The organism is Mesorhizobium sp., assembly GCF_041661565.1.
GTDB lineage: Bacteria > Pseudomonadota > Alphaproteobacteria > Rhizobiales > Rhizobiaceae > Mesorhizobium.
Genome location: NZ_JBAZUD010000031.1, coordinates 1 through 18,705 on the forward strand (window position 1 = coordinate 1; position 18,705 = coordinate 18,705).

An 18,705-nucleotide genomic window follows, 5' to 3' on the forward strand; every position below is an offset into this window, starting at 1 on the left:
GGGCAAGCACCGCGAACACCGCGAAGCCAGGCTGGTTGAGCACCCAGGCGATGGCGCCGTCCCACAGCAGCGGACTGGCCTTGGTCCGCACCAGGGTTTCGAAGGCGGCGCGCGTGTCCGGCGAGACAGCCAGCCAGCTGGTGTTGAGCGGGGTCAGCACCAGCGTCGAAGCCGCGACAGTGCGGGTCGTGTCGAGCACCGCCATGATGACGGCGATCGACAGTGCCACCATCGCAGCGAGCCGGAAGATGAAGCGAAACATTCGAGACCTTTTCCCCGCCGGCCCTCAAGTTTCTCCTCGAGGCATTCCAGCATGTGTTTCGACACGAGAGATAGAATGCGCGTGCGCGGTTCGCAATCGCCATGCGCGAATTTGAACCCAGCGCCGTGCAGTCTATCCTATGCTACCGGCTTGCGCCCGCGCCGACGGACGAGCCAGACGGCGATGATGCCGCCGGCGATGGCGCCGACGACCAGCCCGGCCAGGCCGATGAGCGCGGCGAAATAGCCGCAGCCGCCCTCGAAGCAGCTGATCTCGGCGACATCGGCGATGACCGAACCGGCCAGCAAGCCGCCGACGGCGCCGACGGCGGCGCCAAGGACGACGCCGAGCAGGGCGGCCACGACCGAAACGAAGGCCCGTGGCGCTTCGGTTCCCGGCTTGGCATAAACGGCCTCGGCCTCGGAGCCGCGCCGCAGCAGGTAGATGCAAAGCAGGCCGATGCCGATCTCGATTGCGGTGATGCCGAGGCTCCTGGCGGAGAAGATGAAATCCGGGACGGTGAGCACATAGGCTTGCCGCGCCAGCAGCCAGACGATGGTGGCGGTCTGCCAGACGATGAAATGGCCGGGGAAACGCACGGATCGGCCAAGGGCGAGACCGAGCAGGTAAAGGCCCCACAGGATGGTGACGATGTCGACGGCGAGCCCGCCAAGCAGGAAATAGAAGACCGCGTCCGGCAGGCCGGAATGCCCGACCAGCCACCATGCCGAGGCCAGGCCGTAGACCGACCATGCCATGACGAAGAGGAGCCAGCCCAGCGGCACGAAGGACAATCCGCTGTCCGGGCGCCCGGCCGACGGTCCCGGATTTCCAGTGTTCGACGCCATGTCCGTACGATGCCCCCGCAAAGCTCTTCATCACTCGACAGCCGGCTCTGCGAAGTCAAGCGCGGCCGGTCTGGCGCCTTTGCCTGTGCACACCATTCGGCCAGCTTCGCCTCGAACGGGAGAGCGCCGGCGCCCCGGCGCAACGATGCATGGCCGGCAAAGCGAATAGACCGTCGTTATGGCTTGGCATTCGGCGCCGGATCGACTAGATGAGCCCCGCGCCTGTTGCTTCGACGGCTCGGGCGCGGGGGAAGGGCGTTCGCTGGTTGGCGGCGCCGATGGCGGAGGTTCCGCATCGCACCCGACGGGAGTTGCATCTCCCCAACCCGCGCGGCGTAACCGGCCGGCGCGCCATGCAAGGACGGAGAGGTGGCCGAGTGGTTGAAGGCGCACGCCTGGAAAGTGTGTTTACGGGAGACCGTAACGCGGGTTCGAATCCCGCTCTCTCCGCCATTTTTTGAAATAATATACAAAATCAGTATGTTAAAGAATACGGCATCTCCGCCAATAGATGCCGCTGGGCCAAGTTGCGCCGTTCCGTCCCTGACGTGGGCGGAACAGCGAGTCCCCCGCGCCGCCTTGGGCGCGTTGTCGGTCACTCCATATAAAACCGGCCTGCCTGGAACCTGACGCGGCCCTGCACGTTTCCCGGCGTCCCGTCAGTGGACCCGCCTCGATATCTGTTCCTGGCGCTGCGATAATCAGGAGCCCATCATGCACGACAAGCTGTTTCATTCTCCGGTCTCGCTGACCGTCGGCCTTGGCTTCAAGCGCGAGATCGCCTCGCTGGCCGAGATGCACGATTTCCTGACCAATTGGACGACGTCGCGCCGGGGTCCGCTCTACCGCAACGCGGTGAAGGCTTGCGACCTCGCCGTTCCCGGCTATGTGACGATCGAGCAGGCGCGACGGGCGCTGATTGAATTCGCGCAGGCAGCCGGCATCCTTTGGCCCGATCTTGACCCGGTCGTTGGCGTGCACGCCGTTGCGCGCGGTCATGGCGGCTATGCTGCCTGAGCAGTGATGCGCACCGTGGTGGCAAATCTTAGCAGCCACCACAGAAAGCCCGGTCTGGCCCTCCCCAGCCGGGCTTTCGCTTTCTTCCGCGAACCTTCAAGGCACGGCGCGCCTTCGCCGTTCCGGCGTTTGCGCGGACCAGCGTTCCCTTCACGGCGTGGACCAGCATTCCCACCGCTTGGCATTCGGGGTCGAATAAGTACACTCTAACAAATGTTAATGCCGAAGCCGCCTTGCTTCCCACAGAACACTTGGCGATCGGCTACTTGAGCCCTTCCGCTGGAGTTCGCCGTGTTAGAAAGCCTTTATCTGAATCTGGGTCAGCACGACGCGCTTTCCGATGCTGAAAAAGCCCTGCTCGCCGGCGCGATGACGTTCGAAAGAAGCTTCGCCGTCGGCCAGGACATCGTTGCTTCCGGTTCGCGCCCAACCTACAGCACGCTGATCCTCGACGGACTGGCGGCACGCTACAAGGTGCTGGAAAATGGCGGCCGGCAGTTCACCTCGCTGCAGGTGCCCGGCGACTTCGTCGACCTCCACGCCTTCCTCTTGAAGACGATGGATCACGGCATCGTCGCGCTGTCGCCGTGCCATGTCATCTTCGCCGACCACAGCCGGCTTCGCGCCATCACGGAGGAAGCGCCGCACCTGACCCGCCTCTTGTGGCTGGATACGCTGGTCGATGGGGCCATCCACCGGGAATGGATCGTGGCCATGGGGCGGCGCTCAAAGACCTCGCACCTCGCCCACCTGCTATGCGAACTGTTCGTGCGTTTGCAGGTGGTGCAGCGGACCAGTGACATGACCTTCCATCTGCCGCTGTCGCAAGCGGAGATGGCCGATGTGCTCGGCCTTTCCGTGGTGCATATGAACCGAGTTATCGGTGCCTTGCGCAGGGTCGGTGTCGTCGCCTGGGCGAACCACACCGTGACCATTCTGGACTGGCACCGGCTGCAGGAAATCGCGGAGTTCGACCCGACCTATCTCAGCATGATGCGGGAGCCACGCTAGCTTATCGCAGCGTGGCTCACCGATCATATCGGGCAGTTTCAATCCTGCAGGTTTAGGCCGCCTCGGCGGCCATGTTCACGGCTGACTCGGCGATCTTGGTCAGGGTCTCGTCCGTGGTCTTCTCTTCCGCCAACGTCGCCTCGAGCAGCGCCACGGCGTCCTTCAGGCCCAGTTCGCTGGCCCATGTCCGCAGCGTGCCGTAGCGCGAGATCTCATAGTGTTCGACGGCCTGCGCGGCGGCCAGCAACCCGGCGTCGAGCGCGGGCGAGCCCTTGTACTCCTGCATGATCTCGGCACCTTCCTCGGTGATGCCCATGATGGCCGCGCAGGTCTTGCCGACCGGCTTCTTGCCGATCACGCCGAACACATCCTCCAGCCGGGCGACATGCCCTTCGGTCTCGGCGCGGTGCTTCTCGAATGCGGCCTTCAGTTCCGCGCTTTGCGCGGCCTTGGCCATTTTCGGCAATGTCGCCAGGATCTTCTTTTCGGCGAAATAGATGTCCTTCAGCGTGTCGTGGAAAAGATCTTCGAGCATTTTCTGTTTTGCCATTGTCATGTCCTTCGTTGCGTTGAGCCCTCAGGTCGACAATCTCCTGCTGGAGCGTTTGTTCCGCCTTTCCTCAAAGCGGGGTCCCTCGGTGAAGAGGGGTCAGGCAAAACCTTTATAAAATTCCTATTTCTTTCCACCCCGCGCCGTCTCGAACCTTTATGCGTTCTTGATCCATATCATGTCGTGAAGCGCATACCCCGATTATCGTTTGCAAGCGATGACGCGCTTCCCCGATTTCGTTCCTGCCAAATGCAGATGCACAACAGAATGAACATAGGACGCACGCGATGGACATCATTGTTATCGGGATAGGGGTTTTGTTCTTCGCCCTCTCCTTCGCCTACATCAAAGCCTGCGACATTCTCTAAGCGGAAGGTGCGAAAATGCTTCTCGACTTCATCCTCGGGGGCGGCGTGACGCTGTTCCTGCTCGTCTACCTGACATACGCGCTCGTTCGCCCCGAACGCTTCTGATCGCTGCTGGCGCAAGGCACGGAAAGCTACTTCAATGACAATCAACGGATGGCTACAGATCCTCGTCTATTGCGGGATCGTCGTTTTGCTGGTGAAGCCGCTTGGCGGCTACATGTATCGCGTCTTCAACGGCGATCGCACGTTTCTTTCGCCGATCCTCGGCCCTGTGGAGCGGGGCCTCTATCGCATCTCGGGAACCAGCGAGCGCGAGGAGCAGCATTGGACCACCTACGCGGCTGGCATCATGTTCTTCAGCGTGGCCAGCTTCCTGGTGCTTTATGCCCTGCAGCGGCTGCAAGGGGTCCTGCCCTATAATCCGGCCGGCATGACCGCTGTCGAGCCAACGCTTGCCTTCAACACCGCCGTCAGCTTCCCGACCAACACCAACTGGCAGAACTATGGCGGCGAAAGCACGATGTCCTACCTCGTGCAGATGGCCGGCTTCACCGTGCAGAACTTCATGTCTGCGGCGGTCGGCATCGCCATAGCGGTGGCGCTGATCCGCGGCTTCGCCCGCGCTTCGGCCAAGTCGATCGGCAACTTCTGGGTCGATATGACCCGCTGCACGCTCTATGTGCTCTTGCCGCTCTGCATCGTGCTGACGCTGGTCTATGTCTGGCTCGGCATGCCGCAGACGCTGGGCGCTTACGTCAGCGCCACGACGCTGGAAGGCGCACAGCAGACGATCGCGGTGGGTCCCGTCGCCTCGCAGGTCGCCATCAAGATGCTCGGCACCAATGGCGGCGGGTTCTTCAACGCCAACGCGGCGCATCCCTTCGAGAACCCCGACGCGATCTCCAACCTCATCCAGATGGTGTCGATCTTCGCGCTTGGCGCCGCTTTGACCAACGTCTTCGGCCGCATGGTTGGCAACCAGCGCCAGGGCTGGGCGATCCTGGCCACGATGGGCGTGCTGTTCGTCGCCGGCGTCGCTGTCTGTTACTGGGCGGAAGCCGCCGGCAACCCGCTGGTGCACGCGCTCGGCATCGACGGCGGCAACATGGAAGGCAAGGAGAGCCGCTTCGGCATCGCCCTGTCGGCATTGTTCGCCGTCATCACCACGGCCGCGTCCTGCGGCGCGGTCAACGCCATGCATGACAGCTTCACAGCGCTGGGCGGCTTCATCCCGATCATCAACATGCAACTCGGCGAAGTCATCGTCGGCGGCGTCGGCGCCGGCTTCTACGGCATCCTGATGTTCATCGTCGTGGCAGTCTTCGTCGCCGGGCTGATGGTGGGGCGCACGCCCGAATATCTAGGCAAGAAGATCGAGGCCAAGGAGGTCAAGATGGCGATGCTGGCCATCCTGTGCCTGCCGCTGGCGATGCTGACCTTCACGGCGATAGCGGTGGTGCTGCCAACCGGTGTGGCCTCCATGGCCAATGGCGGGCCGCACGGCTTCTCCGAGGTTCTCTATGCCTATACGTCGGCGGCGGCGAACAACGGTTCGGCCTTTGGCGGCCTCAGCGGCAACACGCCCTGGTACAACATCACGCTCGGCATCACCATGCTGATGGGCCGCTTCCTGGTCATCATCCCGGCCCTGGCGATCGCCGGCTCGCTGGTGGCGAAGAAGACCGTCCCGGCTTCGGCCGGTACGTTCCCCACCGACGGTCCCCTTTTCGTCGGCCTGCTGACGGGCGTCATCCTGATCGTCGTCGGCCTGACATTCTTCCCGGCGCTGGCGATCGGACCGATCGTCGAACATCTGGCCATGATCCATGGGCAGACCTTCTGAGGCACCCATGTCCTGGTTCAACATCATGCGACGCACCGTCGAGCGTCGGACCGACAAGGAGGGGGACGCAATCCCCCCTCCTTTCCCGACCATATCCACATTCCTCGGCATCGCGGCAGTCATGATCGCCATCTGGCTGCTGGTCTATGGGCCGCCGCATCTTCCTTCGGCATCCGATCGATCGGTGCCCGCCAACATTTCAGATACTGGAGCCAACAAATGAGCCAGTCCAAATCCGCTGTCATCATGGATGCCAGCATCTTGTGGCCCGCCATCGGCGGGGCCTTCAAGAAATTGAACCCGCGCACGCTGGCCAGGAACCCGGTGATGTTCGTCGTCGCCGTCGTCTCGGCGCTCACGACCGTCCTGTTCGTCAGGGACCTGATCACTGGCGGCGGCGATTTCAAGTTCACGCTGCAGATCATCATCTGGCTGTGGTTCACCGTGCTGTTCGCCAATTTCGCCGAGGCCGTCGCCGAAGGGCGCGGCAAGGCGCAGGCGGATTCCTTGCGCAAGGCGCGCACCGAGACCCAGGCCAAGCTGCTGAGCGGCGAGGACCGCACCAAATTCAAGCTGGTGCCCGGCACCAGCCTGAAGGTCGGCGACGCGGTGCTGGTCGAGGCGGGTGACATCATCCCCTCGGACGGCGAGGTGATCGAAGGCGTCGCCTCGGTCAACGAGGCCGCGATCACGGGCGAATCCGCGCCGGTCATCCGCGAATCCGGCGGCGACCGATCGGCTGTCACCGGCGGCACCCAGGTGCTGTCGGACTGGATCCGCGTGCGCATCACCGCGGCCTCCGGCCACACCTTCCTCGACCGCATGATCTCGCTGGTCGAAGGCGCCGCGCGCCAGAAGACGCCGAACGAGATCGCGCTCAACATCCTGCTGGTCGGCATGACGCTGATCTTTGTGCTGGCGACTGCGACCATCCCGAGCTTTGCTTCCTATTCGGGCGGCTATATCTCGGTGACGGTGCTGGTCGCCCTGTTCGTGACCCTGATCCCGACCACGATCGGCGCGCTGCTGTCGGCCATCGGCATCGCCGGCATGGACCGTCTGGTGCGCTTCAATGTGCTGGCCATGTCGGGCCGCGCCGTGGAAGCCGCCGGCGACGTCGACACGCTGCTGCTCGACAAGACCGGCACGATCACGCTCGGCAACCGCCAGGCGACCGAGTTCCGCCCGGTCAAGGGCGTCACCGAACAGGAACTGGCGGACGCCGCCCAACTCGCGTCGCTGGCCGACGAGACGCCCGAAGGCCGCTCGATCGTCGTCCTGGCCAAGGAGAAATATGCCATCCGCGCCCGCGACATGGCCACGCTGCACGCCACCTTCGTGCCGTTCACCGCGCAGACCCGCATGAGCGGCGTCGACATCGACGGCTCGTCGGTCCGCAAGGGCGCGGTCGATTCCGTGCTCGCCCATGTCAATCAGTCGACGGTCGCCGCCCACGGCGCGCGGCCGGGCAGCGACACGGTCAGGGATCTCCAGGCGATCGCCGACGAGATCGGCAAGTCCGGCGGGACGCCGCTCGCGGTCGAGCGCGACGGGCGCCTGCTTGGCGTCATCCACCTCAAGGATATCGTCAAGGGCGGCATCAGGGAGCGCTTCGCCGAACTGCGCAAGATGGGTATCCGCACGGTGATGATCACCGGCGACAATCCGATGACGGCGGCCGCGATCGCGGCGGAAGCCGGCGTCGACGACTTCCTCGCCCAGGCGACGCCCGAGGACAAGCTGAAGCTGATCCGCGACGAGCAGGCGAAGGGCAAGCTGGTCGCCATGTGCGGCGACGGCACCAACGATGCTCCCGCCCTTGCTCAGGCCGATGTCGGCGTGGCCATGAACACCGGCACGGTCGCCGCGCGCGAGGCCGGCAACATGGTCGACCTCGACAGCGACCCGACCAAGCTCATCGAGATCGTCGAGATCGGCAAGGCGCTCCTGATGACGCGCGGCTCGCTGACGACCTTCTCGATCGCCAATGACGTCGCCAAGTACTTCGCCATCATCCCGGCCATGTTCGCCGTCTTCTACGTCGCTCCGGGACAGACGACGGGCCCGCTGCAGGCGCTCAACATCATGCACCTGGGCACGCCGCAGAGCGCCATCCTGTCGGCAATCATCTTCAACGCGCTGATCATCATCGCGCTGATCCCGCTGTCGCTCAAAGGCGTCAAGTACCGCGCCATCGGCGCCGGCGCGCTGCTGCGCCGCAACCTTCTCGTCTACGGGCTCGGCGGCATCATCGTGCCGTTCGTCGGCATCAAGGCGATCGATATGATCGTCACCGCCCTCGGCCTCGCTTAACTTTTTAACGCAATACCCAAAGGGAAAGCGCTAGGCGCTTTTCCCGGGAAAACCGCTTCACACCTTTCCTGGAATTGCTCTGAGGAATATGTCCATGCTCACCCAGATAAGACCCGCGATCATCATGATCGTCTTCTTCACGGTCCTGACCGGCCTGATCTATCCAATCGGCATGACCGGCATCGCCCAAGCGCTGTTCCCGCGCCAGGCCAATGGCAGCCTGATCGAAAGGGACGGCAAGGTGATCGGTTCCGAACTGATCGGCCAGGGCTTCGCCAGCGACAAGTATTTCCATGGCCGGCCTTCGGCTGCCGGCAGCAACGGCTACGACGCCGCAGCCTCGAGCGGCTCCAACCTCGGCCCGACCAATCCCAAGCTGATCGACCGCATCAAGGGCGACGCCGAGAAGCTGAAAGCGGAGAATCCGAACGCGCCGGTGCCGATGGACATGGTGACGACGTCCGGCAGTGGCCTCGACCCGCATATCAGCCCGGAGGCGGCCTACTTCCAGGTTCCCCGCGTGGCCAAGGCCAGAGGCCTAGACGAAGCCAAGGTCAAGGCTCTTGTCGACGATCAGGTCGAGGGCAGGGAGCTCGGCTTCATGGGCGAGCCGGTGGTCAACGTGCTGGCTCTCAACCTCGCCCTGGACGCCGCGAAATAGCGAATGGCAAGGCCCGGGGATCGACAGCATCCCCGGCGCCATCCATGATCGGTTCTGATGCCGGACGAAAGCCGCAACGAGAACAGACCTTCCCCCGACGCGCTGCTTGAGCATGCCGAGCGTGAGGGGCACGGCCGTCTGCGGATATTCCTCGGCGCCGCGCCGGGTGTGGGCAAGACCTACGAAATGCTGATGTCGGGCCGCGCCCGTCTGGCCGACGGCGTGGACGTAGTCATCGGCGTCGTCGAGACGCATGGCCGCAAGGAAACGCTGGCCCTGGTCGAGGGTTATGAGGTCATTCCCCGCCGCAAGGTCGAATACAAGGGGCGCGTCCTCGACGAGATGGATATAGACGCCATCATCGCCCGGCGCCCGCAACTGGTTCTCGTCGACGAGCTCGCCCACAGCAACGCGCCCGGCAGCCGTCATCCCAAGCGCTATCTCGACGTCCAGGAGATCCTGACCCAGGGCATCGACGTCTACACGACACTCAACATCCAGCATGTGGAAAGCCTCAACGACATCGTCGCCCAGATCACGCGTGTCAGGGTTCGTGAAACGGTTCCCGATTCCATCATCGACCAAGCCGACGATGTCGAGATCATCGATCTCACGCCCAACGACCTGATCAAGCGGCTCGCGGAAGGCAAGGTCTACTTCCCCCACACCGCCCAGCGCGCCATCGAAAACTATTTCTCGCCCGGCAATCTGACGGCGCTGAGGGAACTGGCGCTGCGCCGCACCGCCCAGCGCGTCGACGAGCAGTTGCTCAATCACATGCAGGCCCATGCCATCCAGGGCCCGTGGGCAGCGGGAGAAAGGGTGCTTGTCTGCCTCGATGCGCGCCCGGGCGGAGCGGCGCGCGTGCGCTATGCGCGCAGGCTGGCTGACCGCCTCCGTGCCCCCTGGACGGCGCTCCATGTCGATACGCCACGTTCGGCCGTGATGTCCGAGGAGGACAAGGACCGGCTGGCAACGAACCTGCGCCTTGCCGAACAGCTCGGCGCCGAGGTGACGACCATCCCGGGCCAGAACGTCGCGCAGGACATCGTTCGCCATGCGACAGCAAACAACTTCACCCATATCGTGGTCGGCAGACCGACCCGGTCGCGCTGGCGGGAGCTGATCGAGGGTTCGCTCACCTATGATCTCATCCGCAATGCCGGCGACATCAGCGTCCATGTCATTTCGGGAACGGAGCGGAACACCGAGGCGTCCTCAAGGAGGGTCAACGCGGCGGCCGAGCAAAGCCAGTTTCAGGTCAAGCCATACCTGCTTGCCACAGCCTGTATCCTCGGCTCGCTCGCCGTCAGCGCGGTTCTCGACCAGTTTCTTGACGTTCGCAATCTCGCGATCATCTTTCTACTGGGGGTTCTGACATCTGCGGTAACCTGCGGACTCTGGCCGGCGCTGTACGCCTGCCTGGTCAGCGCCCTTGCGTTCAACTTCTTTTTCCTCGAGCCGCGCTACACGCTGACGATCCGGGATCCGGAGAGCATTGTCGCGCTGGCCATCTTTCTCGTTGTCGCCGTCATCGCCAGCAATCTGACGGCGCGCGTGCAGCGTCAGGCGGTCGCCGCCCGCTCACGCGCACGGGCCACGGAGGACATCTATCTCTTTTCAAAGAAGCTCGCCGGTGCCGGCACGCTCGACGACGTTCTCTGGGCCACCGCCTTCCAGATCGCATCGATGCTGAGATTGCGCGTGGTGCTGCTCCTGCCGGAAGACGGAACGATCACCGTCAAGGCCGGCTATCCGCCCGACGACACGCTGGCGGAGGCCGACATCGCCGCCGCCCGCTGGGCCTGGGAGCACAACCGGGCCGCGGGACGCGGTGCCGACACGCTTCCCGGCGCCAAGCGTCTCTATCTGCCGTTGCGGACAGGGCGCACCGCGATCGGCGTCGTCGGCCTCGACAACGACAAGCAGGGCCCGCTGCTGACGCCCGAGCAGCAGCGCCTGCTCGACGCGCTCGCCGACCAGGCAGCGGTCGCCATCGAGCGCATCCAGCTTGTTGCCGATGTCGACAGGGCCAAGCTCGCCGCCGAAGCGGACAGGCTGCGCTCGGCGCTGCTGACATCGATCTCCCATGATCTGAAGACGCCGCTCGCCTCGATCATGGGCGCGGCCGGCACGCTCAGGGATTTCGCCTCGTCGCTTCCCGAAAAAGACCGCGCCGATCTTCTCTCGACGGTGCTCGACGAGTCCGAGCGACTGAACCGCTTCATCGCCAATCTGCTCGACATGACCAAGATCGAATCCGGCGCAATGGAACCGAACTTCGCCTTCCACTATGTCGGCGACATTGTTGGTTCGACCTTGCGCAGGGCGCGAAAGATCATCGGCGAACACAAGACCGAGGTGGACATCCCCCCGGACCTGCCGATGTTGCGGCTCGATCCCGTCCTGTTCGAACAGGTTTTGTTCAACCTGCTCGACAACGCCGCCAAATACGCACCGCCGGCTTCGACGATCCGCCTGCAAGGCTGGGCGGACAATGGCTCGGTGATGCTACAGGTCATGGATGAAGGACCCGGTATTCCACCCGCCGACCTCGAACGTGTGTTCGACACTTTCTACCGGGTGCGCAAGGGCGACCAGGTTCGAGCCGGCACCGGGCTCGGTCTTTCGATCTGCCGCGGCTTCATCGAGGCGATGGGCGGAACCATCACGGCGGCCAACCGCACCGACCGCTCGGGCGCGGCCTTCACCATCCGCATGCCGGTGCCGACGGAACTACCCGAGGTGGATGGGCCAAGCATGGAGGACGCGAACATGGATGGCCTGGCATGACCACTTCGAATGTCAGGATTCTGGTTGTCGACGACGAGCCGCCGATCCGCAAACTGATTCGCGTCGGCCTCGGCAGCCAGGGCTACGCGATCAGCGAGGCGCCGAACGCGAAGGTGGCGATCGAATTGATGGCGACGGAAAAACCCGACCTCGTCCTGCTCGATCTCGGCCTGCCCGGCATGGGCGGCCACGAGCTGCTGCGCAAATGGCGCGACGACGGTCTCGATATCCCCGTGGTCATTCTTTCCAGCCGCACCGATGAGGCCGGCATCGTCCAAGCGCTCGAACTCGGCGCCGACGATTATGTCACCAAGCCGTTCGGCATGAACGAACTGGTGGCGCGCATCCGCGTCGCGCTGCGCCACAAATTCCAGCAGCAGGGCGAGAAGCCCGTTTTCCAGACCGGCGGCCTGTCGGTCGACCTGGTCAAGCGCATCGTCAAGGTCGAGGGCCGGGAGGTCAAGCTCTCGCCCAAGGAGTATGAAATCCTGCGCATCCTGGTGCAGCATGCCGGCAAGGTGCTGACCCACCATTTTCTGTTGAAGCAGGTCTGGGGCGATTCGACCGACGTCCAGTATCTCCGGGTCTATGTGCGCCAGCTCAGGCAGAAGATCGAGAAGACCCCCGATCAGCCGCGCTACATCACCACCGAGACAGGCGTCGGCTACCGCCTGCGCGAGGTCGACTGACCGCGATCGGCGTAACCGGACTAGCCAGCGGCTTGCGGAGTCCGGCCAGGCGTCGTCGATGCGCGCAAGGCTGCCAGGCAGCCGAGAATGCCGAGCGGGACGAAAGCGAGGAACAGCCAGCTGGCGACATTGGCCGCCGCCTCCCGGTTCAGGCCTTCGGAAAAGCCGCTGGCATTGGCGACGATGCCCGTCAGCGCCGCGCCCACCGCATAGCCGATGCGCTGCATGGTCGGCACTGCGGCCGAGGCGATGGTCTGTTCATCGGGCCGCGCCGACGACACGATGATGCGCGTGAGGAACGGCCAGGCGACGCCGAAGCCGCCACCCTGCAGCAGGGCGCAAAGCAGGATCAGGGGAATGGAGCCCGCCGGCACCGTGTAGGCAAAGCCGGCAATTCCCGCCGCGATCATCAGCGCACCGCCGATGATGATCAGCCGCTCGCGCCGCGGCGGCGCGTTGGCGACGAGAATCGACAGGATCGACCAGGCGATCGACTCGGCGGCGATGATGTAGCCGGTGGTCAGGATCGGGATATCGTGCAGGCTGGTCAGCAGCAGCGGCCCGTAAACGCCGAAGGAACAGGTCGCCACCGAAAAGGCCGCGACCATGGTCATGCCGGCGCCGACCGGCGTGCGCCACGAGAACAGCCCTGATGGAAACAGGCGCGAGCGCGGCTTCAGCGCGTCGATGGTGAAGAACAGTGCCAGGCCGGCCAGGCCGAAGACCATCAGCAGCGAGGAACGCAGCGGCGCGATGTCGACGCCGGCCGATGCGATGAGCACCACGGCCACCGCGAGGCAGCAGAGGGCCGCGATCGGGAAGGGCGGCGCCTTGCCGATGCTCGGCTGGGGCTTCGTTGCCTCCGGCGTGTTGAGCACGATCATGCTGGCGAGCGCCATGGCGGCTCCGCCGGCCGTGAAGATGCCGAAGGCCCAGCGCCATGACAGAAGCTCGGTCATGATCGCGCCGAGCATCGGGCCGCTGAACGCGGCGACGCCCCAGACTGCCGACATGATGCCGAAAAGCTGCGGCCAGATGGCGCGTGCAAACAGCCGCTCGACCGAGACGAAGGCGAGCGACACCAGCGCGCCGCCGCCAAGACCCTCGATCAGCCGGCCGGCGAGGAACAATTGCATCGAAGGGGAGGTGGCGCAGATCAGCGCCCCGGCGGCATAGAGCAGCGCCGCAACCATCATGTTTGTGCGCAATGCGACATAGCTCACCAACCGTCCGGCGGCGGCGCCGGCAACGATGGCGCCGAGCTCGTAGATCGCCAGCGACCAGCCGACGAGCTGCACGCCAGCCATCTCGCCGACCATGGCCGGCATCACCGTGGCCACCATCGTTTCGTTGGTGGCGTGCAGCAGGATGCCCAGGCTGATGAAGCAGAAGCGCGCCAGGTCGCCGCTTGCCCATAGGGCGCGCCAGTCGACCCTGTTTGTGTTGATCTCTTTCATCTTCATCCCCGCCATGCATATCCCCGATGCCGGCAGGCTACGCCAGAAGCCAGCACCGGTTTCCCGCAGGACCATGGGCATCCGAACGCGGGATCGCACGCCGCACGAGTCCATGTCCCGGTCAGGGCAGGAAGGCTTGTGAGACCCGGACCAGGGTTGAGCTCAAGCGAATTGTCCGGGTTTTCGCCGTCATCCCATCCAGGCTGTCAGTTCTCGGTGCTTCGCAGTTGGAACTGGCTGACGCCGATGGCGAGGTTAATGCCGGTCTGGGTCTGCAGGCTGAGTGGCTGCAATGTGAAGGCCTGAGAGGAGCCGCCGACCAGAAGGTTGGCGCCGGCGCCAATGGCGGCGGTCACTTCCGCGCTGGCGCCGATATAGTCTCCGGCCAGGGCGCCAGGCGCGTAGATGTTGTTCATCGGGGTCAGCACCAGCCATTGCATCAAGGTCTGCTTGGTCGTCCCGATGTCGAGGCCGAACTTGTTGACAGCACCGAAATAGGCTTCCGGCGCGAAGCTCTTGTCCGCTGGGGTGAAGGTGCAGCTCAGATCCTTGCTCGAGCCCAGGATGAAACCCGTGCCGCCGCCGATTGCGCAGTCAAGCACGCCGAGTTCGACGCCCTTGTCTTGCGCCGGGGCGGGGCCGACATACGCCATCAAGACCATGGCGGCGATCGTTCTCTTCAGCATGGTGGCCCCCGGGCGGTCTGGAACCGCTCCACACCTTCGCCGGAACCGCCCAAGAAATCAAACGGCGCGAAACCATCCGATTTGGTTCCGCGCCGCGAGGTGAAAGGTGATGGAGCGCCTGGCTCCGTGCAGTCACTTGAACGAGTGGATCAGCTCAAGCGAGGTTACCGCCACGGCAAGATTGACGCCTGTCTGCGCCTGGACGCTGAGCGGCTCGAGCATGAACGCGCTGTTGAGGCCGCCGACCAGGAGATTGGCGCCGCCACCGGTCACGACGCTCGCCTCGGCGTTGACGCCGTAATAGCTGCCGGCGAGGTCGGCTCCGTCCCGATCGCGGGTCGCCGCCAGCACTGCCCAGACCAGCTGGCCCTGGTGCGTCTGGCCAACGTCGAGGCCGATCTTGGAGATGACGCCCGTGTAGGTTTCCGAAGGTCCGTGGTGGTAGGGGCGGAAGGTGCAGGACACGCCCTTGTTGGAGGCGACGATGTAGGCGGTGCCGCCATCGATGGTGCAGTCCAGCGTACCGAGCTGCAGCTTGCCGGCGCTGGCCGGGGCGACGGCGAATGCCGTGGTGACGAGGGCGGCGGCACAGACGAGTTTCTTGATCATGGGACAGTCCTTTTCACGAATAAATTCGACAACGGCTTGAGTGGCCAGACCGTTCCGTCGAAAACTTGGCGTGAACAAGGCAAGGGACGGCAGACTGCCGCCGGGGTTAACACGTGGTTGCCTCGGTGCGTCCTTTTGGACACGCACCTTGGAAGTCTCGCGGAAACGGCTCGCGGCCTTGCGCGGCCGCGCTCTTTTCCGGAACCGACGTCAGCTGACGCGGGCGAGGCCATCCTTGGCCGGCTGGTAGGTCGGGTCGAGGTGAACGGCTTCGCGGTAGGATTTCGACGCCTTGGCCTTGTCGCCGCGACGTTCGTAGATAAGCGCCTGGTTGGCCCAGGCCTCGGCATTCTTGCCGTCGAGCTTGATGGCCATGTTGAAATCCGAGAAGGCGTTGTCCTCGTCGCCCGTCGCCAGATAGGAAAGGCCACGGCCATTGTAGGGCTCGGCGGCATCCGGAGCCAGCGAGATAGCGGTCGAGAAGTCCTCGATGGCGAATTTGTGCTGTCCCTGGCTCTGATAGATCAGGCCGCGATTGTGGTAGGCGCGGGCGTCGGTTGTGTCGAGCTGGATTGCCTTCTGGAAGTCGTTGAAGGCATCCTGGGTGCGGCCAGCCTTGCGATAGAGATTGCCGCGGCCGATATAGGCGGCGTCATAATTGCCGTTGATCTGGATCGAGCGGTTGTAGTCGGCCAGGGCTGCTTCCTGGTTGCCGAGGAAACGCTGGATGAGGGCGCGGTTTGAATAGGCCTGGTAGAAATTCGGATTGATCTGGATGGCCTGATTGAAGTCCTTCAGCGCCGCCTGGTACTGGCCGCCGCGTCCATAGGCGGAGCCGCGGACATTGTAGCCCTCGGGATCCTGGGGGTTGCGCTGGATCACTGCGGAGAGCGACGAGATGTTCTCGCTCGACCCCTGTGCCTTGTCGACATTGTTGAACTCGCCGGGCGGTCCGTTCGTCTGGCAGCCGGCTAGCACGAGCCCGGAAAGCAGGGCCGCCGTCAGGGCGAAGCCGCGACATGCGGTTTTGCGCTCCACCGTAATTACGTTCATGTCTGCCGTCCTCACTGCCGCCGCGCGTTCAGTCCGGTTCCCCCCTCCGGGCCGGGTCACAACCAAAACAAAAAGGTGGCGGCGATTTCGCATCGCGCCACCTTTGGTATCCTTCGAAAAGGACGAAAAATTGGCGTCAGAACCGCGGCGGACGCGGAGCACCACCAGGACCGCCGGCGGCGCCAGCAGCGACCGGGCGCGGGGTCATCGGCAACAGGCCTTCGCGCTGTGCGCGCTTGCGGGCCAGCTTGCGGGCGCGGCGAACCGCCTCGGCCTTTTCACGGGCACGCTTCTCGGAAGGCTTCTCGTAGTGGCCGCGCATCTTCATTTCGCGGAAAATGCCTTCGCGCTGCATCTTCTTCTTGAGAGCGCGAAGCGCCTGATCAACATTGTTGTCGCGGACGAGTACCTGCACGGGCAATCCTGTCTTTCGGGTTTGATATCAACAGGCAAGCGGCCATAGCCACTAACCAACGCGGCGATCTACACCACGAATTGTGGCGGCTGATAGCAGAATCATCCCGCGCTGTCCACAGCGGAAATGAAAGCCGGCAGGCCAAAACATGGCCGGTTTGCCGGCGCGGACTACGCCGTGGCCAGATGCAGCCGCTCGAAATCCTCGAAGAACTCGCCATAGTCGCAGGTGATCTCCTCGCCCGCGGCAATGTCCCGGGTGGCTGTTGCCCCGCCATACTGCGAAAAATCCGTGTTCGGATTTGCGGAATGGTTCATGAAACGCCCATTGTCGACTTCATAGACCATGAAGCCCGGCCGGTCCGGGCTTGGATAGGCATAACGGTCGAGCAATTCCCTTAGAGGCTGAGGCGCGGCTTCGTATTTGTCCATCGGGATCAACCGGTCGAAGTCCGGATCGAGCCGCCAGATCGAGGCACCCTTGCTGATCGGCTCGGCGGCGAACATGCCGACGCCCTCGATCGCGCTCTGGGCCACATAGGTTCGGATCAGCATCATGGTTCCAGGACCTGTTCTGCGGGCGACCGTTTACAGGCAACGAAATCGCCAAATTGCGGCGAAAAAGCAAGACCCATGGGCTGCGTCAAAGCCGCAAGCCGGCTGTTCGTGCTAAGGAGCTTCTCAGTCAAGCCGGAATCGTCCGGAACCGGCCCTGTGTCGATGCCGGGCATACGGCTTTTTTGTCGCGGCGCAAAACGGCAAGCGCCGTCGCAAACAGCGCAAGGGTGGAAGCGCCGTTTCGCTAGTGATACACCTCGCGCGCCGGGCCGGAGCCCGACTGGTATTCGCGAGACCTTTTTGGCGAGAGGCTGGGACGTTGAAGAAATATTCGGTATTCGCCATCGCCCGGGAGGCCATGCGCGGCCACAAGGGCTGGGAGGAACAGTGGTCCTCTCCCGAGCCGAAGAAGGAATACGACGTGATCATCGTCGGCGCCGGCGGCCATGGCCTGGCCACCGCCTATTATCTGGCCACGGTGCACGGCATCACCAATGTCGCGGTACTGGAAAAGGGCTGGCTCGGCGGCGGCAACACTGGCCGCAACACCACCATTATCCGTTCCAACTATCTCTATGACGAGAGCGCCGGCATCTATGATCACGCGCTGAAGCTGTGGGACGGGCTCAGCCAGGAACTGAACTACAACGTGATGTATTCGGCGCGCGGCGTTATGATGCTGGCGCATAATGTGCACGACATCCAGGTGCTGAAGCGCCATGTCCATGCCAACCGGCTGAACGGCATCGATAATGAATGGCTGACGCCGGAGCAGGCCAAGGAATTCTGCCCGCCGCTCAACACGTCCAAGGACGCGCGCTATCCGGTGGTCGGCGCGGCGCTGCAGCGGCGGGGCGGCACGGCACGCCATGATGCGGTCGCCTGGGGCTATGCGCGGGGCGCCTCGGCGCGCGGCGTGCACATCATCCAGAACTGCGAGGTCACCGGCGTCAAGCGGGCACCGAACGGCGCGGTGATGGGCGTCGACACGACGCGCGGCTTCATCGGCGCCAAGAAGGTCGGCGTCGTCGCCGCTGGCCATTCCTCGGTCATCATGAACATGGCCGGCGTGCGCATGCCGCTGGAGAGCTATCCGCTGCAGGCGCTGGTGTCGGAGCCGGTCAAGCCCGTGGTGCCCTGCGTGGTGATGTCGAACACGGTGCACGCCTACATCTCTCAGTCCGACAAGGGCGAACTGGTGATCGGCGCCGGCACCGACCAGTATATCTCCTATTCGCAGACCGGCGGCCTGCACATATTGCAGCATACGCTGGACGCCATCTGCGAGATGTTCCCGATCTTCACCCGCATGAAGATGCTGCGCTCGTGGGGCGGTATTGTCGACGTGACGCCGGACCGTTCGCCGATCCTGGCCAAGACGCCGGTGCCCGGCCTCTATGTCAATTGCGGCTGGGGCACGGGCGGCTTCAAGGCGACGCCCGGTTCGGGCCATGTCTTTGCCCACACCATTGCCAGGGACGACCCGCACCCGATCAACGCGCCCTTCACCATCGAGCGCTTCCGCACCGGCCGCCTCATCGATGAGGCGGCGGCGGCGGCGGTGGCGCACTGA

Annotated in this window: 19 protein-coding genes and 1 tRNA gene; 11 read left to right on the top strand and 9 right to left on the bottom strand. The window is 64.0% G+C overall.

Translation table 11 applies throughout. From position 1 onward, the window contains the following. On the bottom strand, positions 1-262 hold a 262-nt coding region (locus WC739_RS08045; protein ID WP_372952494.1), incomplete at its 3' end, for a hypothetical protein. 137 nt (positions 263-399) lie between these two features. After that, positions 400-1,110 (bottom strand): hypothetical protein, encoded by a 711-nt coding sequence (locus tag WC739_RS08050; protein ID WP_372952495.1) that lies wholly within the window; start codon positions 1,108-1,110, stop codon positions 400-402. Between the two features lie 363 nt (positions 1,111-1,473). Between WC739_RS08050 and WC739_RS08055 the strand changes: the two genes are divergently transcribed. The 3 genes from WC739_RS08055 to WC739_RS08065 all read left to right on the top strand — a co-directional run bounded on the left by WC739_RS08055 (position 1,474) and on the right by WC739_RS08065 (position 3,138). Beyond that, a tRNA-Ser gene (locus tag WC739_RS08055) sits at positions 1,474-1,563 on the top strand. Between the two features lie 261 nt (positions 1,564-1,824). Beyond that, the gene (locus tag WC739_RS08060; protein WP_372952496.1) at positions 1,825-2,127 is read left to right on the top strand and encodes a DUF982 domain-containing protein; all 303 of its coding nucleotides are present in this window, start codon (positions 1,825-1,827) and stop codon (positions 2,125-2,127) included. Positions 2,128-2,418: 291 nt separating this feature from the next. Continuing rightward, positions 2,419-3,138, top strand: coding sequence for a Crp/Fnr family transcriptional regulator (locus tag WC739_RS08065; RefSeq protein WP_372952497.1), 720 nt, complete (start codon positions 2,419-2,421; stop codon positions 3,136-3,138). 52 nt (positions 3,139-3,190) lie between these two features. On the opposite strand, the gene WC739_RS08070 is transcribed toward WC739_RS08065, so the two are convergent. Continuing rightward, positions 3,191-3,688 carry a ferritin-like domain-containing protein gene (locus tag WC739_RS08070; protein ID WP_372952498.1) on the bottom strand — a complete coding sequence of 166 codons (498 nt, stop codon included), beginning with the start codon at positions 3,686-3,688 and terminating at the stop codon, positions 3,191-3,193. A 383-nt stretch (positions 3,689-4,071) separates the two neighbouring features. Between WC739_RS08070 and WC739_RS08075 the strand changes: the two genes are divergently transcribed. The 7 genes from WC739_RS08075 (at position 4,072) to WC739_RS08105 (ending at position 12,355) form a co-directional block, all read left to right on the top strand. Then, positions 4,072-4,161: a K(+)-transporting ATPase subunit F gene (locus WC739_RS08075; protein ID WP_372952499.1), complete on the top strand. Its 90-nt coding sequence runs from the start codon at positions 4,072-4,074 to the stop codon at positions 4,159-4,161. 34 nt (positions 4,162-4,195) lie between these two features. Further along, positions 4,196-5,899, top strand: coding sequence for a potassium-transporting ATPase subunit KdpA (kdpA, locus tag WC739_RS08080; RefSeq protein ID WP_372952500.1), 1,704 nt, complete (start codon positions 4,196-4,198; stop codon positions 5,897-5,899). A gap of 7 nt (positions 5,900-5,906) precedes the next feature. Then, the gene (locus WC739_RS08085; RefSeq protein ID WP_372952501.1) at positions 5,907-6,122 is read left to right on the top strand and encodes a hypothetical protein; all 216 of its coding nucleotides are present in this window, start codon (positions 5,907-5,909) and stop codon (positions 6,120-6,122) included. Further along, positions 6,119-8,212 (top strand): potassium-transporting ATPase subunit KdpB, encoded by a 2,094-nt coding sequence (gene kdpB / locus WC739_RS08090; RefSeq protein WP_372952502.1) that lies wholly within the window; start codon positions 6,119-6,121, stop codon positions 8,210-8,212. Before WC739_RS08085 ends, kdpB begins: the two co-directional genes overlap by 4 nt. 94 nt (positions 8,213-8,306) lie before the next feature. Beyond that, on the top strand, positions 8,307-8,873 hold the full coding sequence (kdpC, locus tag WC739_RS08095; protein WP_372952503.1) for a potassium-transporting ATPase subunit KdpC: 567 nt from the start codon (positions 8,307-8,309) through the stop codon (positions 8,871-8,873). Between the two features lie 57 nt (positions 8,874-8,930). Beyond that, positions 8,931-11,666, top strand: a complete 2,736-nt coding sequence (locus tag WC739_RS08100; RefSeq protein WP_372952504.1) for a DUF4118 domain-containing protein — start codon at positions 8,931-8,933, stop codon at positions 11,664-11,666. Next, positions 11,663-12,355, top strand: a complete 693-nt coding sequence (locus WC739_RS08105; protein WP_372952505.1) for a response regulator transcription factor — start codon at positions 11,663-11,665, stop codon at positions 12,353-12,355. The genes WC739_RS08100 and WC739_RS08105 overlap by 4 nt, the downstream gene beginning before the upstream one ends. Before the next feature lie 20 nt (positions 12,356-12,375). Here WC739_RS08105 and WC739_RS08110 read toward each other — a convergent pair whose 3' ends face one another. The 6 genes from WC739_RS08110 to WC739_RS08135 form a co-directional block, all read right to left on the bottom strand. Beyond that, the gene (locus WC739_RS08110) at positions 12,376-13,812 is read right to left on the bottom strand and encodes an MFS transporter (RefSeq protein WP_372952530.1); all 1,437 of its coding nucleotides are present in this window, start codon (positions 13,810-13,812) and stop codon (positions 12,376-12,378) included. Between the two features lie 206 nt (positions 13,813-14,018). After that, on the bottom strand, positions 14,019-14,498 hold the full coding sequence (locus WC739_RS08115; protein WP_372952506.1) for a DUF992 domain-containing protein: 480 nt from the start codon (positions 14,496-14,498) through the stop codon (positions 14,019-14,021). A gap of 132 nt (positions 14,499-14,630) precedes the next feature. Then, on the bottom strand, positions 14,631-15,107 hold the full coding sequence (locus WC739_RS08120) for a DUF992 domain-containing protein (protein WP_372952507.1): 477 nt from the start codon (positions 15,105-15,107) through the stop codon (positions 14,631-14,633). 210 nt (positions 15,108-15,317) lie between these two features. Beyond that, complete coding sequence (locus tag WC739_RS08125; protein WP_372952508.1) at positions 15,318-16,160, bottom strand: tetratricopeptide repeat protein; 843 nt, start codon at positions 16,158-16,160, stop codon at positions 15,318-15,320. Between the two features lie 136 nt (positions 16,161-16,296). Then, positions 16,297-16,575, bottom strand: coding sequence for a 30S ribosomal protein S21 (gene rpsU / locus WC739_RS08130; RefSeq protein ID WP_023671138.1), 279 nt, complete (start codon positions 16,573-16,575; stop codon positions 16,297-16,299). A 170-nt stretch (positions 16,576-16,745) separates the two neighbouring features. After that, a complete protein-coding gene (locus tag WC739_RS08135; protein ID WP_372952509.1) occupies positions 16,746-17,132 on the bottom strand; it encodes an SET domain-containing protein in 387 nt (128 codons plus the stop codon). A gap of 319 nt (positions 17,133-17,451) precedes the next feature. On the opposite strand from WC739_RS08135, the gene WC739_RS08140 reads away from it, so the two are divergent. Beyond that, on the top strand, positions 17,452-18,705 hold the full coding sequence (locus WC739_RS08140) for a sarcosine oxidase subunit beta (protein ID WP_372952510.1): 1,254 nt from the start codon (positions 17,452-17,454) through the stop codon (positions 18,703-18,705).

Bases quoted from the DNA above. Each gene is read 5' to 3' on its own strand.
- WC739_RS08075 (WP_372952499.1), top strand. From the start codon at position 4,072: ATGCTTCTCGACTTCATCCTCGGGGGCGGCGTGACGCTGTTCCTGCTC.
- WC739_RS08110 (WP_372952530.1), bottom strand. From the start codon at position 13,812: ATGAAAGAGATCAACACAAACAGGGTCGACTGGCGCGCCCTATGGGCA.
- WC739_RS08050 (WP_372952495.1), bottom strand. From the start codon at position 1,110: ATGGCGTCGAACACTGGAAATCCGGGACCGTCGGCCGGGCGCCCGGAC.
- WC739_RS08105 (WP_372952505.1), top strand. From the start codon at position 11,663: ATGACCACTTCGAATGTCAGGATTCTGGTTGTCGACGACGAGCCGCCG.
- WC739_RS08100 (WP_372952504.1), top strand. From the start codon at position 8,931: ATGCCGGACGAAAGCCGCAACGAGAACAGACCTTCCCCCGACGCGCTG.
- WC739_RS08135 (WP_372952509.1), bottom strand. From the start codon at position 17,132: ATGATGCTGATCCGAACCTATGTGGCCCAGAGCGCGATCGAGGGCGTC.
- kdpC (WP_372952503.1), top strand. From the start codon at position 8,307: ATGCTCACCCAGATAAGACCCGCGATCATCATGATCGTCTTCTTCACG.
- WC739_RS08115 (WP_372952506.1), bottom strand. From the start codon at position 14,498: ATGCTGAAGAGAACGATCGCCGCCATGGTCTTGATGGCGTATGTCGGC.
- WC739_RS08120 (WP_372952507.1), bottom strand. From the start codon at position 15,107: ATGATCAAGAAACTCGTCTGTGCCGCCGCCCTCGTCACCACGGCATTC.
- WC739_RS08070 (WP_372952498.1), bottom strand. From the start codon at position 3,688: ATGGCAAAACAGAAAATGCTCGAAGATCTTTTCCACGACACGCTGAAG.
- kdpA (WP_372952500.1), top strand. From the start codon at position 4,196: ATGACAATCAACGGATGGCTACAGATCCTCGTCTATTGCGGGATCGTC.
- kdpB (WP_372952502.1), top strand. From the start codon at position 6,119: ATGAGCCAGTCCAAATCCGCTGTCATCATGGATGCCAGCATCTTGTGG.
- WC739_RS08060 (WP_372952496.1), top strand. From the start codon at position 1,825: ATGCACGACAAGCTGTTTCATTCTCCGGTCTCGCTGACCGTCGGCCTT.
- WC739_RS08085 (WP_372952501.1), top strand. From the start codon at position 5,907: ATGTCCTGGTTCAACATCATGCGACGCACCGTCGAGCGTCGGACCGAC.
- WC739_RS08125 (WP_372952508.1), bottom strand. From the start codon at position 16,160: ATGAACGTAATTACGGTGGAGCGCAAAACCGCATGTCGCGGCTTCGCC.